A 16,381-nucleotide genomic window follows, 5' to 3' on the forward strand; every position below is an offset into this window, starting at 1 on the left:
CGTCACCGGCCCTCGTCAGCGTGTCGTACGGCTGCTGCCCTCCACGCGGCGGCCACCCGCACCGCGTCCGCGTTCGCCCGCACCCGGTGCACCCGCACGCACCACGCGCCGGCCCGCGCGGCGAGCGCGGTGACGGCGAGTGTGGCGGCGTCGCTGCCGTCGAACGGCCGGGGCTCGCCGTCCGGCCCCGGCAGCAGGCGGCCGAGGAAGCGTTTCCTCGACGCCCCGATAAGCAACGGGCGGCCGAGGCGGCCGAGCTCGCCGATCCCGGCCAGCAGGGCCCAGTTGTGCTCGGCGTTCTTGGAGAATCCGAGGCCGGGGTCGAGCACGATCTGCTCCTCCCGCACGCCCTCGGCCAGCACGGAGTCGACCCGCTTGCGCAGCTCCTCCGCCACCTCCGTCACGACGTCGCCGTAGATGGCCCGGCTGTCCATGTCGCGGCTGTGCCCCCGCCAGTGCATCACGACGTACGGCACGCCGGTCGCGGCCACCACCCGCGGCATCACCGGGTCGGCCAGCCCGCCGCTCACGTCGTTGACGAGCTTCGCCCCTGCCGCGACGGCCGCCTCGGCCACCTCCGCGCGCATGGTGTCGACGCTGACCGTCACGCCCTCCTCGGTGAGCGTGCGGATCACCGGCTCGACGCGGCGCAGCTCCTCCTCCAGGGACACCCGGGCCGCGCCGGGGCGGGTGGACTCGCCGCCCACGTCGACGATGTCGGCGCCCTCGGCCACCAGGTCGAGTCCGTGCCTGATCGCGACGTCGGCGTCGAACCACTGCCCGCCGTCGGAGAAGGAGTCGGGGGTCACGTTGACCACGCCCATGACCAGGCAACGCCCAGACTGGGGCATACCGGGCACACTCGCTGCGGTCATGGGGTCAAGACTAGTGCCACGAGACTCAATGCCCGTCGGGCAGGAGCGGCGTCCCAATCGGCCGTCGCCCGCGCTCAGCCGCGCAGGATCAGCGACATGGCCTCGGCCCTGGTCGCCTCGCTGGAACGGAAGTCGCCCCGGACGGCCGACGTGATCGTCTTGGCGCCGGGCTTGCGCACGCCGCGCATGGTCATGCACATGTGCTCGGCCTCGATCACCACGATCACCCCGCGCGGCTCCAGCACCTGCATCAGGCCGTCGGCGATCTGGGAGGTCATCCGCTCCTGGACCTGTGGCCTGCGGGCGTAGACGTCCACCAGCCTGGCCAGCTTGGACAGGCCGGTGATGCGTCCCTTGTCGTTCGGGGTGTAGCCGATGTGGGCCACGCCGTGGAACGGGAGCAGATGGTGCTCACAGGTGGACATCACCTCGATGTCCTTGACGAGCACCATCTCGTCGTGGTCCGCGTCGAACATGGTGGTCAGCGCGTCCTCGGGCCGCTGACCCAGGCCGGCGAACTGCTCCGCGAACGCGCGGGCCACCCGGGACGGGGTGTCCCGGAGCCCGTCGCGATCGGGGTCCTCACCGATCGCGAACAGGATCTCCCGGACCGCTTTCTGGATCCGGTCGTGGTCGAATCCGGGGGGCGGCCCCACCGTGGGTGCGGCCACGGTCAGGCCTCGTCCCGCTGCGTTGACTGGTCGTTGACCCACGGGGTGGAGCCGGAGCCGCCGGCGGGCAGCGCCGAGCCGTTGCCGTTGGCCCGCTCCTTGGGCGTGATGACCGGAGGACGGTCGGACGGCAGACGCTTGCCGTAGCCGGCGTAGGAGGGACGCTTCTCCCTGCGCACGATGGGCGAGAAGATCTCAAGGACCTGCTCCCGGGAGAGCGTCTCCTTCTCCATCAGTTCGAGCACGAGGTTGTCGAGCACGTCGCGGTACTGGACGAGGATCTCCCACGCCTGGTCGTGCGCGCTCTCGATGTAGCGGCGGACCTCCTCGTCGATCGCCGAGGCGATCTGCTCGGAGTAGTCGCGCTCGTGGCCCATCTCACGGCCGAGGAAGACCTCGCCGTTGCCGCTGCCGAACTTGCGGGCGCCGAGCCGCTCGCTCATGCCGTACTCGGTGACCATGCGGCGGGCGATCGACGTCGCCTTCTCGATGTCGTTGGACGCGCCGGTGGTGGGCTCGTGGAAGACGAGCTCCTCCGCGGTGCGGCCGCCGAGCAGCATGGCGAGCTGGTCCAGCATCTCGGAACGGGTCGCGAGGAACTTGTCCTCCATCGGCAGCGTCATCGTGTAACCGAGAGCGCGGCCGCGGGACAGAATCGTGATCTTGTGGACCGGGTCGGAGTTGGGCAACGCGTGGGCCACCAGGGCGTGACCGCCCTCGTGGTAGGCGATGATCTTCTTCTCCTGGTCCGACATGACCCGGGACTTGCGCTCGGGACCGGCCATCACGCGGTCGATCGACTCTTCGAGAGTGTTCATCGTGATGAGCTTCTGGTCCTGCCGGGCGGTCAGCAGGGCCGCCTCGTTGATCACGTTCGCGAGGTCGGCGCCGGTGAATCCGGGAGTCCTGCGGGCGATCACGTCGAGGTCGACGTCCTGCGCGAACGGCTTGCCGCGACCGTGGACGCGCAGGATGCCCTTGCGGCCCTCCAGGTCGGGCCGGTCGATGACGACCTGGCGGTCGAAGCGGCCGGGGCGCAGCAGCGCGGGGTCGAGGATGTCGGGGCGGTTGGTCGCGGCGATGAGGATCACGCCGCCCTTGACGTCGAAGCCGTCCATCTCGACGAGGAGCTGGTTCAGGGTCTGCTCGCGCTCGTCGTGGCCGCCGCCGAGGCCCGCGCCGCGGTGCCGGCCGACGGCGTCGATCTCGTCGATGAAGATGATCGCCGGGGCGTTCGCCTTGGCCTGCTCGAACAGGTCGCGGACGCGGGAGGCGCCGACGCCGACGAACATCTCGACGAAGTCGGAACCGGAGATCGAGTAGAACGGCACGCCGGCCTCACCCGCGACGGCGCGGGCGAGCAGGGTCTTGCCGGTGCCGGGCGGGCCGTACAGCAGCACGCCCTTGGGGATCTTGGCGCCGATGGCCTGGAACTTGGCCGGGGCCTGCAGGAACTCCTTGATCTCCTGGAGCTCCTCGATGGCCTCGTCGGCCCCCGCGACGTCGGCGAAGGTCGTCTTCGGGGTGTCCTTGGTGATCAGTTTCGCCCGCGACTTGCCGAAGTTCATGACCCGGGAGCCGCCGCCCTGCATCTGGTTCATGATGAACAGGAAGATCAGGACGATGAGAATGATCGGCAGGAAGCTGATCAGCAGGCTGACGAGGAAGTTCTCCTTCGCCACGTCGACCGTCCAGCCCTGGGCGGGCTTGGCCTGTTCGAGCGCCTGCGTGAGCTGGACGCCCTGACCCTCGACCCACAGGGCCTGGATGCGGTCGGTCGACTTGCCCCCGACCTCGACGGGCCGGTTAAGTGTCAGCTCGACGCGTTGGTCCTTGTCGACCACGGTCGCGCTCTTGACATTGCCCTGCTGGATCTGCTGGACGACCGTCGAGGTGTCGGCGGTGGTGTAGTTGCCGCCGCCGCCGAACATCGTGGTGACGAGCAGGAGAAGCAATACGATGCCCAGGATCCACAGCAGTGGGCCACGTGTAAATCGCTTGAGATCCATCCGTTGCGGAACCCCGGCGGGCCCGTCCCTTCCTGACCAAGGCCTGCCCCGGGAGAACCCGGGGTCGCGGCATCCCTTACCGCTCCTTCTGGCTACCGCGGGGCGGCCGACCGGCCCCCTCCACAGATATCCGAAGGTACACCCGGCAGCCGCGTCGGGTAACTGCCCGAGCGGCTCCGGCTTTGCCTTTCCAACGTACGTCAGCCAACCCCGTGTTCCCCGACCTGGCGCCCAATAACGCCTGATTCGAGGGTCACTTCGCTAAGGGCTTACTCCCCTCCGTACACATGCGGCGCAAGAGTCCCGATGAACGGGAGGTTGCGATACCGCTCCGCGTAATCGAGCCCGTACCCGATGACGAACTCGTTGGGGATGTCAAAACCGACGTAGCGGACGTCCAACTCGACCTTCACCGCGTCCGGCTTGCGCAGCAGCGTGCAGATCTCCACGGAGGCGGGGTGACGCGACTTCAGGTTGTTCATCAACCACGAGAGGGTCAGCCCTGAATCGATGATGTCCTCGACCACGAGCACATGCCGGCCGGCGATGTCGGTGTCGAGGTCCTTCAGCACCCGCACGACGCCGGACGATATGGTCCCCGCGCCGTACGAGGAAACGGCCATCCAGTCCATCTGCACGGGCACGTGCAGCGCGCGGGCGAGGTCGGCCATGACCATGACCGCTCCCTTGAGCACGCCGACGATCAACACTTCCCGGCCGGCGTAGTCGGTGTCGATCCGGTCCGCCAGTTCTCTGATCTTCTCCTGAAGCTCCTGTTCGGAGATGAGGACTTTGGAGAGATCCTTACCCATGTCGGCTGCGTCCACCTGGGGTTTTCCTTACGAGAGCGAGAGATTGTCCACGGCGAAGACAAGGGTGCCACAGCGCCTCACCACCCCCACCCCCCCGGGTAGGTCCACCCCCTTCTGCCCGTGCCAGCCGGTCACCAGCCGCTCGACCGCCTCGATGTGCACCGCCGCGAGCGCGGCGGCGTGCGCCCCGGCCTCCACGGCCGCCCGGCGGATGACCCGCCGCCGCACCGCCCCCGGCACGTCCGCCAGCACGGCCACGTTCAGCTCCCCGCCGGGGCCGCGCGACTTCGCGTGGACGGCGTCCGCCCACGCGTCCAGGGCGTCGGCGTCGTCCCGGCACAACCGCGCCGTACGGGCCAGCGCCTCGGCGACACCCGGTCCCAGCGCGGCCTCCAGCGCCGGGAGGGCGTCGCGCCGCACCCTGACCCTGGCGTACGCCGGATCGTCGTTGTGCGGGTCGTCCCAGGGGCGCAGGCCGAGGGCGTCGCACGCCTGCCTGGTCCGCGCCCGGCCGAGCCCCAGCAGTGGCCGGCGGTAGATCCCCGTGACCTCCGCCATGCCGGACAGGGACCGCGTGCCGCTGCCGCGGGCCAGGCGCAGCAGCACGGTCTCCGCCTGGTCGTCGCGCGTGTGGCCGAGCAGGACGGCGGCGGCGCCCAGCCGGTCGGCCGCGGCCGACAGCGCGGCGTAGCGGGCCTCGCGCGCCGCGGCCTCGGGGCCCCCTGCCGTGCCGACCGTGACGGTCAGCGCCTCGGCCGGGTCGAGACCGAGCGAGGGCGCGAGCCGTACGACGTCGCGGGCCCGGCCTGCCGAGCCCTCCTGCAGCCCGTGATCGACGGTGAGCAGCCCGGCGCGCAGGCCGAGGCGCGGGGCCGCGAAGCCGGTGGCCGCCGCCAGCGCCAGCGAGTCGGCGCCGCCGCTGCAGGCCACCAGGATGAGCGCGCCGGACGACTCCCCCGCGTCCCGAGAGGCGGCGAGGTCCGCGAGCGACAGCCGTACGGCGCGGCGGACGTCGGCGACGGCGGGATGCGGGCCCATGCGGCCATTCTGGCGGTGCCGCCCGTGGGCCGGGCAACTTCCCGGCCCGGCGACTGCATGATCACGACAGACGCCGGCCCAGGTCAGCCCGGAGGTGGCCGGCTTATCGCATGGTCACGGAGGGATGCGCCGCAGGTCAGAGGGGATCCCTGCGACAAACTACAAGATCACGGCGGTGGAGTGGGGTTAGGCGGAGGCCAGGACGCGGGACATCCAGGCGTGTGGATCGGCGATCTCCGCGCGGTCGGGCAGGGTCTCCGGCGAGGTCCAGACCTTGTTGAACGACTCCATACCGGCCTCGTCCACGACCGTGCGGACGAAGTGGGATCCCTCGGCGTACTGCTTCATCTTCAGCTCGATGCCGAGCAGCCGGCGGACGAGCTGGTCCATGCGCGAGCCACCCTCGCGGCGGCGCTGGAACTTGGCGCGGATCTCGGCGACCGACGGCACGACGGACGGGCCCACCGCGTCCATGACGTAGTCGCCGTGTCCCTCCACCAACGTCATCACGGCCGTCACACGGTCGAGCACGGCCTTCTGCTCGGGCGTCTGGATGGCCTCGATGAGGTTTCCCTCGCCGCCCCTGAAGGCGTCGGCCACGGCGTCGGAGGCGGCGCGCAGGCGCTCCAGCAGGGTCGTCAGGTCCATCTCGGACGCGAGGAGGAACTCGGTCATCTGGCCGCGGACATACTCCCTCAGCCAGGGGACGCCGGTGAACTGCACCCGGTGGGTCTCCTCGTGCAGGCACACCCACAGGCGGAAGTCGCGGGGATCGACGCCCAGCTCACGCTCGGCGTGCACGATGTTGGGGGCCACCAGGGTCAGGCGGCCGGTCGGGGCCTCACCCGAGGGGTCGGGCGGGAGGAACAGCTCGTACTGCCCGAGCACCCGGGAGGCGAGGAAGGCCAGCACCGCGCCGACCTCGAGCCCGGTGATGCGCGAGCCGACCGCGCCGACGACCGCCGGCATGTTCGACATCTTCTGCGTGAGCGGCTCAAGCACCACGCGGAAGCCCTCCACGTTGGCGCGGATCCACCCCGGACGGTCGACCACGGTCGCCGCCTCGGGCGTCGCCGAGTCGATGCGGGTGAACTCACGCACGTGCCCCTCGGCGTCCCGGGACAGGCGCCGCAGTTCGAGGACCGCCTGCCTGGCCTCCTCGCGACTCACCTGAGGACCGGGCCGCACAAGGCGCACCCCGGTCGCGACGGCCAGATCCCAGTCGATCACCTGCATACCCACCACCGTACGTTCTCCGGCTTCTCGCCGCGCATAGAGCTCGGTGAGGAGCGCGGCCGTGTTCTGGACCGATGCGCGCGCGCAGCGAGGAACGAGCGAGCACGCGAGTGAGCGCATTTCACCGCGGCTCAGCTCTGGGAGACGATCGTCGCCATCTTGTCGAGGGCGGTGATCGCCTCCGGCGGATTGGCCACTTGGTCGGCCATGAACGCGAAGGTCAGCAACCGGCCCTCGGATGTGTACGCGATGCCCGCCAGGGTGTTCACCCCGTTCAAGGTGCCCGTCTTCGCGCGTACCAATCCGGCCCCGGCCTTGGAATCAGACTTCTCATATCGATTGTGCAGAGTTCCGGTGAAATGCGCGATTGGCAGGCCGCTGATCAGCGAGTGGAGCTCCGGGTGGGCGGGAGACGCCGCCACGGCCAGGATGTGGGCGAGTGCCGTCGGCGCGATTCTGTTCTTGATGGACAGGCCGCTGCCGTCGTGGACCTCCACCCCGTCGGACACGCCGAGACGGGTGAGCACGCGCCCGACCGCCGTGGGCACGCCCTGGAAGGTGTGCGGCAGGCCCTCCTTGATGGCGGACTGGCGGGCGAGCGCCTCGGCGAGGTCGTTGTCACTGTGGGTGAGCATCCGCTCCACGAGCGCGTAGATCGGGCCGGACTCCACCCGGGCCAGCTCCTGCGCGGTGGGCGCCGCCTTCGCCGAGCCGACCCCCTTGCCCACCTTGATGCCGTTCTTCCTGAGCAGCGTGGCGAACGCGTCGGCGGTGGCCTGCGCCGGATCAGGGAAGCGGGCGCCGTTGGCCGCCCGGCCCTCGTCCATCATGAGCGCGGCCACCGGGGCGACGCTGCCCTCCGGGATGTACGTCGGCTTCCATCCCGGCGCCGTCCGCGGCCCGGTGAACAGAGAGCTGTCGTACGACAGGTCCACCGAGGTGAGCTTCGCCGTCTTGAGCGCCTTGGCGGTGTTCGAGGCGAGCCTGGCGAGCGAGGCCGGCCGCGGGTAGGTCTCCTCCTGCTCGGCGGCGCTCGTCCGGGGGCCGGCCAGGGTCGGGTCGCCGCCGCCGACCAGGACGATCGATCCGGCGGAGGCCCCTCGCACGACCCGCGTGGCCAGGCGGGCGTCCGGCCCCACCGTGCCCAGCACCGTCAGCGCGGTGACGAGCTTGGTGGTCGAGGCCGGGGTGATGGCGGTGCCCGAGCGGCCGTCGTAGACCGGCGTCCCCGTCGCGACGTCGAGCACGATCCCGGCCACACTGCCGCCGAGGGCGGGGTCACCCATCGCAGCGGTGAGCCGGGTGGTCAAAGTACCCTTGGCGGGGAGAGCCCCGCCCCCCACCGCGGCCAGAACCGGACCCGCGGTCACCAGGGGGATCGGGGCCGGCTTCGGGGACGCGACCGGAGCCGGGGTCCTGTCGGCGTCATGGGTGATCAGATAAGTGCCCGCGAGGACGACGAAGATCTGCAGCAGGGCGAGGGTGGCCACCACCATCCACCGCTCACGTCGCACCACTACGCCCTCATTTCGCGCCGACTTTGACCACGCCTACGAGACATTAACGCCAGCCCGGGAAACCGGGGACTCATGCGGAGGAACGAGTGGAGTTCGACGTTGTCGTTGAGATCCCCAAGGGACAACGGAACAAGTACGAGGTTGACCACAAGACCGGCCGCATACGTCTGGACCGCCTGCTTTTCACGTCTACTCAGTACCCCGCCGACTACGGGTTCATCGAGAACACTCTCGGTGAGGACGGGGACCCGCTCGACGCGCTCGTCCTGCTCCAGGAGCCGACCTTTCCCGGTTGCCTGATCCGCTGCCGAGCCGTCGGAATGTTCCGGATGACCGACGAGAAGGGCGGCGACGACAAGGTCCTGTGCGTTCCGGCGACCGATCCTCGGATGGAGCACATCCGCGACATCCACCACGTCGCCGAGTTCGACCGGCTGGAGATCCAGCACTTCTTCGAGGTCTACAAGGACCTGGAGCCCGGTAAGTCGGTCGAGGGCGCCAACTGGGTCGGCCGTGTCGAGGCCGAGGCCGAGATCGTCGCCAGCATCGAGCGCTTCCAGGAGACCGGGCACCACGACGAGGAGCACTGAATCAGTCGGGCCGGGTGGCGCCGACCAGATCGTGGCGCCAGATGGGCGAGATGCGCACCACGTCCCCCGTCTGGGGGGCGTGGACCATCATGCCCCGCCCGATGTAGATGCCCACATGATGGATGTCGCCGGGATTCCGGCTCAACCGGCCGTAGAAGATGAGGTCGCCGGTGCGCAGTTCCTTGAGCGGGACATGCTGTCCCGACGTCCACTGCGTGCCGGTCCAGTGATCGAGTGACACCCCGGCCCGCTGCCAGGCCCGCATCGTCAACCCCGAGCAGTCGAACCCCGACGGGCCTGCGGCGGCCCACACGTACGGCTTGCCGATCTGTTTGAGCGCCCACTGGGCGGCCATCTCACCGGGGCCCGACCCGAACCGCCCGGTCCAGGCCGGCACCGCCAGGCTCCTGCGCGCGGGAAGCGCCGCGCGCCTGGCCTTGCTCCTCGCCTGTTTCAGCTTGTCGACGCGGTCGCGGGCGGCCTCCAGCCGTTTGGAGATCTCCGTTTTCTCCCGCTCGATCTGTTGGGTCTGTTCGAGCTGCTCCTCGACGGCCCGCTGTGCCGCGTCCTTCGCCTGTCGCACCTCGTCGGCGCTGTGCGACTGCTCGGAGTAGGCACGGGCCGCCTGTTCTCGGAGGATCTCGAAGACCTGTTGCGCGTCTTTCAGCCGTTGCAACGAGGCGGCCTGTTCGTCGCCGAGCTGCGTCAGCATGCTCGCTCTTCGCAGGAAGCCGTGCACGTCGCCGATGCCGCCGAGCATGGCCGCGGCGGACGGTGACAACCGCACCCCGCCGTACCCCTCGGCCACCCTCGCCGCCACCTCGCCGCGCAACTGGGTGACCTGGCCGGACGCCAGGCGGACCCGCCGCGCCGACTGCTCGTACGCGGCACGCGCCTGCTCAAGCTGGACGAGTTGCCCGTTGTACGACTCCACGAGCCGCTCGGCCTCGGTGTTCAGCGCCTCTCGGCGGGCCTGCGCGAGCGCGAGGTCGGCCTCGGCTCTGCCCAGCTCGCGGGTGCGCTCCTGCACCTGCTGGCGTGCCTTGGCGACGTCCTTCACGGACGGTTTCGGATCGGCTCCCGCCGGTGCTCCGAAGGTCAGGACGAGACTTGACCCGAGCCCGGCGACCAGCCCCGACGCTCTGAGGAGTGGCAATTCCTTCCCCTTCCCTGCTCCACTCCCCTCACTTCCCGGCGACTACTCTCCGTACACATCTAAGCTACGCCCAGTAATCGGCCTATGTGGTAGATCGTCCCGTTTGGCCAGGGAAAGCGCCTCCAGGCCTTCCGGAGCCGCCGGTCGCGGAGCCCCCGGTCGCAGAGCCTTCGGTCACGGGGCCGGTCGCGGGGCCGGTCGCGGGACCGCCGGAACTGCCACGACGCTCCGTTCCGCGTTCGGAGCCGCCCCGGCTCCCACCGGGGACGCCGGGCAGTGAGCCGTCCCGGCCGGGGCGGCCAGGACTCGGGCCGTCCCCGGCTCTTCGCGCCCTCTCGCCGTCCCCGGTGCTTCGTGTCCCCCCGCTACCTCCGGCGCTCGGTGTCCTCCCGCCGTCCCGGGTGCTCGGTGTCCTCCCGCTACCTCCGGCGCTCGGTGTCCTCTCGCCGCCTCCGGCGCTTCGCGCCTCGTGCCTGCCGCCGTGTCCGCCGCGCCCTGGCGGCAGGGCCGTGGGCCCGCCGTGTCCGCCGTGTCCGCCCGAGGGCTTGTGGAAGGACGCGGGAGTCGGCGGCCACTCCCGGTGGAGACGGGAATGGTGCTGGTGGTCACGCCAGGGCGGACGGTGACCCGGCCAGTGCGCCGGAGGTGGTCCGCCCCGGGGCGACCAGCCCGGGCCGGGGCCGCCGGGACCATGTCCACCGGAGCCCGGCCAACCGGAGCCCGGCCCGCCCGACCCGGGGCCGCCGGAACCCGGCCAGCCGGGGGTGCCGGAGCCGCCGGGGGTGCTCGGGGTGCCGGAGCCGCCGGGGGGTGTGGAGGTGGTGACGGGCGTGGGCGTCGGGCCGGACGGCGAGGCGCCGGGCCCCTGCGAGGACGACCCCCCTGCGGGGTGCCCCGGGGGCTTCCCGTGCGACACGGGGCGGTGCGGCCGATCGGCGGGGGGCACGGGTGCGGGCAGGGGCGCCGGGCGCGGCACGGGGACCGGTCTCGCGGGAACCACGGGCACGACCGGCTCGGCCAGCTCCCGGGAGACCGGAGGCGCGGGCGAGCGCCCGCCGGCCTCGTCGGCCCCGGCGGCCTCGTCCGACGACCCCTCGGGAGACGCGGCGCCGCCGGACACGCCGGCCGACGCCTCCGCCGTGGGAAGCCGGAGCGGGGCGATCGTGTCGGCGGCCCGCTCGCGCAGGTCCCCGGCGAACTGGGCGAACACGAGCGCGATCGTCGCCACCGCCGCCAGGGCGGCCACGGCGCCCGCCACCGCCTGCGCCAGCCTCCCCTCGCGGCGACCGGCCCTCGGGAAGCCCGCCGCGTTGAGCCCGCCGATGCGCTTGGCGACGTACCGCCGATAGGGGACGAGTTCGGGGTCGATGAAGCTGCTGAGCACCCGCACCCGCAGCGTCTCCGGCAGGGCGATCTGGGGGAGCAGGCCGAACACCTTTGCCGGGGAGATCTGCCTGACGCGCTGATGCGCGCAGGTCTCGCACCGCGCGAGGTGCCGGCTGAGCTGGGCCCGCGCCTGCGGGGTGAGCTCCCCCGTGAACTCCGCGAGGATGGCGGACGCCCGCGCGCAGTCGTGGGTGGCACGCCTCGCCAGGATCTCGACGGTCACCGTCTCACGCAGGCGTTCCGTGGCCGCGTCGAGGAGCGCCTCGGCATACCGCTCGCCCGCGCCGAGCACCGCGGCCAGGTCCTGGCCGCTCATCCCGTGCCGGGCCGCCAGTTCGAGCACCTCCCGGTCCTCGACCGACAGCGTCCCCACGGCGCTGCTCGCGACGAGGCGCAGGTCGGCCTCGGCGCCTTCGGCCGCGACGCCGGGGAAGGGCACGGTCGCGAGGGGGATCGGCCCGGTGTCCGGCCCAGCGTCCGGCCCGGTCTCCTCCGGCGTGCGGCGGCGCATGCACTCGCCGCGGGCCAGGGCGTACAGCCAGGGACGGAACCTGTCCGGGTCGGCCAGCGAGCCGACGAGGGCCTCCGCGGCGATCAACGTGTCGCGCAGCGCGACCTGGGCGGCGTCGGGACCGGCCAGCAATGTGCGGCAGTACCTGTAGAGATTGCCCGCATATGTGTCATAAAGGGCGGCCAGCGCTCCCGGATCCCGGGCCCGCAACGCCTCGACCAGGACGCCATCATTCATATAACTGAGAGTAAATGCTCAGTAACTCCCCGCTCCACCCATTCAGGGGAAGTCACGTGCCCGCGTCGTCGGCTTTTACCTCTGCCATCCAGTTAAATTGCCGGAGTTCGACGCTCTATTAGGCGATTTATTGCGAATAATCCGGCCCGCTGGGAAGACGCCGTGCACGACGCCGTACAGGCGTCTGTCACCCCCTGACGGTCATCCCTTGACGGTCATTCCCACCTCGGCGCAGCCCCGCGTGAGGGCGTCGAGGCCGAAGGCGTCCACGGGTCCTAGAGCACCGGTGCCGCGCACGCCCTCGGCCAGTGCCGTCGTCGCCGCCCAGGCCAGCACACCGGCCGTGAACTCGTACGGGTCGCCTCCGGTCAGGTGGACGACGGCCAGGCGGCGGCCTCCCGCGTCGTACGCCTCGGCGACGACGCTCGACGACATGCCCGCCCCGGCCGGCGCGCCGGCCCCGCCCGTACGGAGCACCCGGTCGGCCAGCGCCTCGGTCGCCCGCCGGACCCCCGGCAGCGCGGCGATGACGGGGGTCGCCTTGGCCAGCACGCCCGCGACCCTGGTCAGCCCGCCCAGCCAGCCGAGGTAGACGTTCACCTCGCGCAGGCCGGGATGCGCGGGCGGCAGCGTGAAGTGCTCGGACGCCCCGATGGACAGGCCGTGCCGCACGCGGCCGTCGACGAGGAACTTCCGGGTGCGGCCGTGCTCGGGAACGATGCGGCCCTCGCGGAAGCCGTACATCGGTTCGAGGACCATTCCCAGCGCCGAGGCACGGGTCCCGGCGCTCGCGCGACGCGCCGTGCCGCCCTCCACGAAGTAGCCGACGTCCACGCGGACGGCCCCTGGCCCGGCCTTGCGCAGAGCCAGGGCCGCGGCGAGGTTGCCGGGCACGTAGTCGTATCCGAAGGCGGTGACCAGGGCCGCGCCCCGGGCCGCCGCGGCGGGGCCGTGCCGCTGGAAGATCCGCTTGACGAACGTGGGCTCGCCGGTGGTGTCGAAGTAGACCGCGCCCGCCTCGGTCGCGGCGGCGATCGCGGCCTCTCCCCACCGGACGAACGGGCCGACGGTCGAGATCAGCACGTCGCCCGGCGCGACGATCCTGCGTACGGACTCCGGGCGGCAGACGTCGGCGACCGCGATGGGCAGGCCACCGCCCAGCGCGTCGGCCAGGGCGGTGAGCCGCGTCTGGTCCCGCCCGGCCAGCAGCGGCCGGGCCCCCCGTGCGACGAGCGCCTCGGCGGTGAGCCTGCCGGTGAAGCCGGTGGCTCCGAACAGCACGATCCTGGGGATGGCCATCCCGCTACGGTAACCCTCCTGGCCCGTCAAGATCGGCAGAGGGCCGCTCACTGACGCCGGTCGTTGGGCGGCGGATATCCGCGGTCCTTGACGAACGGCTCCGTCGTCGGCGCGACAGTGTGCAGCGGAACGGCTCCCGCCTGGGCCAGGTCCTCGTACGTCTTGGCGGTCGAGCCCCAGGTCGTGGCGTGCACGTCGGTCGCGCCGACCTGCCCGCGCACGCCCTCGACGGTGATGACGAACCTGCGCCTGGCTCCCGGCCGTACGTCGTCCACATATGACGTGGCCCCGCCGACGAGCTTGCCCGCCGCATCGCGCAGCAGGGCCGTGACGGCGAGCCCGCCGGCGGGCTTGCGGAACGGGTCGAGCACGTAGCCGGTGACCAGGTAGGACCCGTTCGTCAGCTTGTCGGTGCGGACGTCCGAGATCGGGAACTTGAGGAACGCCGACGGAACGCGCGGGATGGGCCGCCACGTGGCGGGCCGGTAGTCGATCTTCACGCGCACCGGCTGGGCGGGGCTCGTGACCCGGCCGCTGAAGGCCAGCGGACGGCCGGGCGGCACCGCGTCCAGCGGCTGCTCCTGGTGGACGACCTCCTTGCCGGCGGCGTCCACGGCCGTGATCACGGCGACGGCGTTCTCGCCGAACTGCCAGCGGTTGGGGTTGCTCAGCACCCCCGCCCAGGTCACGGCGTACCCGGCCCCCGAGCGCACGATCGAGGACATGTGTTCCTTGAGGGCCAGCGGTTGCGGGCCCTCCTGCTTGTCTTCCCTCGCGCACGACGCCATCGCCAGCGCGGCGAGGGCGAGTGCGACGGTCAAGTGGCAACGTCGCGTCACTTAGCCGTCATAACCGCTGAATGGGGCGCCGCCTCCGGGACACGCGCGCTCCCGCCGGTATCTTTACCGGCCGTCTATCGCGGGCGGACCCCGCGTGGCTCGTCCCCGGCCTGCCCCGCCGCCGCCCTCGCCGCGCCTTCCCCCCGAGGAGCCCGCTGACGTGCGGTGCGCGAGGATGGAGGCGGGGACGAGCGGAAAGGCGGCCGAGGAGCAGCGGGGAGGACACGGTGGATCTCTCGGAACTGGGGGCGTTCCTGAGGTCGCGCAGAGACCGGCTGAGCCCGGAGGCCGCCGGCCTGCCGCACGGCGGCCGGCGAAGGGTGCCCGGCCTGCGCAGGGACGAGGTGGCGGAGCAGGCGAGCCTGTCCGCCGACTACTACACGGAGCTGGAGCAGGGGCGCGGCCAGACCCCGTCGAAGCCGGTCCTGCACGCCTTGGCCCGCGCGCTGCGCCTGTGCCCGGACGAGACCGCCCACCTGTTCCACCTGGCGGGGTGTCCTGCGCCGCCCGGGACGGAGCCCGTGCGGATGCAGTCGGCGCTGCAGCAGCTCATGACACGGCTCGAGGACACCCCCGCCATGGTGATCACCGACATGCACGAGGTGGTCGTGCAGAACCACACCGCGCAGGTCCTGGTCGGGCCGCAGGCGGGGCTGACCGGGATCCGGGCGAGTTTCCTCTACCACTGGTTCACCGTCCCGGCCACCCGCGACCTCTATCCGCCGGAGGACCACGACTACCACTCCCGGCTGCTCGTCTCCGATCTGCGCGCCGCGGTCGCGCGTCGTGGCCCAACGGACGCCGTCTGCCGCGAGCTCGTCGGCCACCTGCTGGACACGAGCGACGAGTTCGCCGGGCTGTGGCGGGCGCACGAGGTCAAGGTCCGCCACGAGGAGTACAAGCGAGTCGTCAACCCGGTGCTCGGCACCCTCAAGGTCACCTGCAACAGCATCGTCACCGCGGACGCCGCCCAGCGGCTGCTCTGGTTCGTCCCCGACGACGCCGACGTCGTGCCGAGGATGCACGCGCTCGATCCGGCTGACGTCTGGCGCGACACGCCCGGGCCGGCGTTCGGGCTGGCCGGAAGCTGGGGTTGAGCACCCCTGGCTGCGCCGGAGCATGCGGAGCACGCTGGTGAGCGTGCTGCGGGGGCGTCACCCGTGGCCGACGGAGGAAACCTATGCGTGCGGCACTCGCCACCGGGGTCGACACCCCGCTGTCCCTGATCGACCGTGAGATCCCCGAGCCGGGCCCGGGCGAGGTTCTGGTGAAGATCACCGCCTGCGGCCTGTGCTTCACGGATCTCAACCTGCTCCGCGGGCACTTCCCGTTCGCCCGCTTCCCGATCATCCCCGGCCACGAGATCACCGGCACGGTCGCGGCGCTCGGCGACGGCGTCGCCGGCCTGTCCGTGGGTGACGCCGTCGGGGCGCAGTTCCTGTACGACTCCTGTCGCCACTGCGACTACTGCGTGTCCGGCGACCAGATCCTCTGCCCGGCCAAGCGCATCACCGGCATCACGGCCGACGGCGGCTACGCCGAGTACGGCCTGTTCAAGGGCGGATACGTGACCCCGCTCCCGGCCGGGCTCGACCCGGTGTCCGCGGCGCCGCTCATGTGCGCGGGCCTGACCGCGTTCAACGGCCTGCGCCGGGCCGGGGCCACCGCGAGCTCCCGGGTGGCGATCATCGGCGCCGGCGGCATCGGCGCCCTCGCCGTCCAGTACGCCGTCGCCATGGGCGCCCGGGTCGCCGTGATCGGCCGGTCGGCCGCGGGCGAGGGGGCCGCCAGGGAACTCGGCGCGGAGATGTACGTGGCCAGCCGCGACACCGACCCCGCAGCCGCCCTCAGGGCGTGGGGTGGCGGCGCCGACGTCATCCTGAACGCCGCCCCCTCCAACGAGGCCGCCTCCGCCGTCCTCACCGGGCTCGCCCCCGACGGCACGATGGTGCTCTGCGGCTACGACAACACCCCGCTCACCCTCAGCGCCCAGCCGATGGTGCTGAACCGGCTGCACGTCATGGCCTCCCCGTCCGGATCGCCCCACGATCTGCGCGACACGCTGGCGTTCTCGGCCCAGCACCGCATCCTGCCCAAGGTCACGCCGATCGACCTCGACGAGGCACCGGCGGCCCTCGAAGCCATGGGCGGCGGGTCCGGCGGCGGCCGCCGCGTCATCACGTTCGCATGACTCGTTTCGCATGA

14 protein-coding genes are annotated in these 16,381 nt (G+C 71.7%); 3 read left to right on the forward strand and 11 right to left on the reverse strand.

All coding sequences use genetic code 11. The features are described 5' to 3' along the window. Positions 1 to 2: 2 nt before the first annotated feature. The 7 genes from folP to dacB all read right to left on the reverse strand — a co-directional run bounded on the left by folP (position 3) and on the right by dacB (position 8,158). Positions 3 to 875, reverse strand: a complete 873-nt coding sequence (folP, locus tag ACGFIB_RS30390) for a dihydropteroate synthase (protein WP_142575602.1) — start codon at positions 873 to 875, stop codon at positions 3 to 5. Between the two features lie 74 nt (positions 876 to 949). Further along, entirely contained in the window at positions 950 to 1,546 is a 597-nt protein-coding gene (folE, locus tag ACGFIB_RS30395; RefSeq protein ID WP_229689969.1) for a GTP cyclohydrolase I FolE, read from the reverse strand. A gap of 2 nt (positions 1,547 to 1,548) precedes the next feature. Continuing rightward, complete coding sequence (gene ftsH, locus ACGFIB_RS30400) at positions 1,549 to 3,555, reverse strand: ATP-dependent zinc metalloprotease FtsH (protein WP_142575603.1); 2,007 nt, start codon at positions 3,553 to 3,555, stop codon at positions 1,549 to 1,551. Between the two features lie 269 nt (positions 3,556 to 3,824). Continuing rightward, entirely contained in the window at positions 3,825 to 4,382 is a 558-nt protein-coding gene (gene hpt / locus ACGFIB_RS30405; RefSeq protein ID WP_229689968.1) for a hypoxanthine phosphoribosyltransferase, read from the reverse strand. A gap of 12 nt (positions 4,383 to 4,394) precedes the next feature. After that, positions 4,395 to 5,405: a tRNA lysidine(34) synthetase TilS gene (gene tilS / locus ACGFIB_RS30410; RefSeq protein WP_393376548.1), complete on the reverse strand. Its 1,011-nt coding sequence runs from the start codon at positions 5,403 to 5,405 to the stop codon at positions 4,395 to 4,397. Positions 5,406 to 5,591: 186 nt separating this feature from the next. Beyond that, positions 5,592 to 6,641, reverse strand: a complete 1,050-nt coding sequence (locus ACGFIB_RS30415) for a zinc-dependent metalloprotease (RefSeq protein ID WP_189105095.1) — start codon at positions 6,639 to 6,641, stop codon at positions 5,592 to 5,594. 131 nt (positions 6,642 to 6,772) lie between these two features. Then, the gene (dacB, locus tag ACGFIB_RS30420) at positions 6,773 to 8,158 is read right to left on the reverse strand and encodes a D-alanyl-D-alanine carboxypeptidase/D-alanyl-D-alanine endopeptidase (protein ID WP_393376550.1); all 1,386 of its coding nucleotides are present in this window, start codon (positions 8,156 to 8,158) and stop codon (positions 6,773 to 6,775) included. A gap of 86 nt (positions 8,159 to 8,244) precedes the next feature. Here dacB and ACGFIB_RS30425 point away from each other — a divergent pair, with 86 nt between their 5' ends. After that, positions 8,245 to 8,748, forward strand: coding sequence for an inorganic diphosphatase (locus ACGFIB_RS30425; protein ID WP_142575605.1), 504 nt, complete (start codon positions 8,245 to 8,247; stop codon positions 8,746 to 8,748). Between the two features lies 1 nt (position 8,749). On the opposite strand, the gene ACGFIB_RS30430 is transcribed toward ACGFIB_RS30425, so the two are convergent. From ACGFIB_RS30430 to ACGFIB_RS30445, 4 genes are all read right to left on the reverse strand, one after another. Then, a complete protein-coding gene (locus ACGFIB_RS30430; RefSeq protein WP_142575606.1) occupies positions 8,750 to 9,904 on the reverse strand; it encodes a C40 family peptidase in 1,155 nt (384 codons plus the stop codon). Positions 9,905 to 9,986: 82 nt separating this feature from the next. Continuing rightward, entirely contained in the window at positions 9,987 to 12,038 is a 2,052-nt protein-coding gene (locus ACGFIB_RS30435; protein WP_393376552.1) for a hypothetical protein, read from the reverse strand. 201 nt (positions 12,039 to 12,239) lie between these two features. After that, a complete protein-coding gene (locus ACGFIB_RS30440) occupies positions 12,240 to 13,337 on the reverse strand; it encodes an NAD(P)H-binding protein (protein WP_393376553.1) in 1,098 nt (365 codons plus the stop codon). 47 nt (positions 13,338 to 13,384) lie between these two features. Continuing rightward, entirely contained in the window at positions 13,385 to 14,158 is a 774-nt protein-coding gene (locus tag ACGFIB_RS30445) for an FxLYD domain-containing protein (protein ID WP_223854264.1), read from the reverse strand. 245 nt (positions 14,159 to 14,403) lie between these two features. On the opposite strand from ACGFIB_RS30445, the gene ACGFIB_RS30450 reads away from it, so the two are divergent. Together ACGFIB_RS30450 and ACGFIB_RS30455 are read left to right on the forward strand one after the other, a co-directional pair. After that, the gene (locus tag ACGFIB_RS30450) at positions 14,404 to 15,273 is read left to right on the forward strand and encodes a helix-turn-helix transcriptional regulator (protein ID WP_357266066.1); all 870 of its coding nucleotides are present in this window, start codon (positions 14,404 to 14,406) and stop codon (positions 15,271 to 15,273) included. Between the two features lie 83 nt (positions 15,274 to 15,356). Beyond that, positions 15,357 to 16,367 carry an alcohol dehydrogenase catalytic domain-containing protein gene (locus ACGFIB_RS30455; RefSeq protein WP_393376555.1) on the forward strand — a complete coding sequence of 337 codons (1,011 nt, stop codon included), beginning with the start codon at positions 15,357 to 15,359 and terminating at the stop codon, positions 16,365 to 16,367. Positions 16,368 to 16,381: the final 14 nt, after the last annotated feature.

Origin of the sequence: Microbispora bryophytorum, assembly GCF_043197435.1 — a bacterium.
Taxonomy (GTDB): domain Bacteria; phylum Actinomycetota; class Actinomycetes; order Streptosporangiales; family Streptosporangiaceae; genus Microbispora; species Microbispora bryophytorum.

Bases quoted from the DNA above. Each gene is read 5' to 3' on its own strand.
- folP (WP_142575602.1), bottom strand. From the start codon at position 875: ATGACCGCAGCGAGTGTGCCCGGTATGCCCCAGTCTGGGCGTTGCCTG.
- ACGFIB_RS30415 (WP_189105095.1), bottom strand. From the start codon at position 6,641: ATGCAGGTGATCGACTGGGATCTGGCCGTCGCGACCGGGGTGCGCCTT.
- ACGFIB_RS30455 (WP_393376555.1), top strand. From the start codon at position 15,357: ATGCGTGCGGCACTCGCCACCGGGGTCGACACCCCGCTGTCCCTGATC.
- tilS (WP_393376548.1), bottom strand. From the start codon at position 5,405: ATGGGCCCGCATCCCGCCGTCGCCGACGTCCGCCGCGCCGTACGGCTG.
- ftsH (WP_142575603.1), bottom strand. From the start codon at position 3,555: ATGGATCTCAAGCGATTTACACGTGGCCCACTGCTGTGGATCCTGGGC.
- ACGFIB_RS30440 (WP_393376553.1), bottom strand. From the start codon at position 13,337: ATGGCCATCCCCAGGATCGTGCTGTTCGGAGCCACCGGCTTCACCGGC.
- ACGFIB_RS30435 (WP_393376552.1), bottom strand. From the start codon at position 12,038: ATGAATGATGGCGTCCTGGTCGAGGCGTTGCGGGCCCGGGATCCGGGA.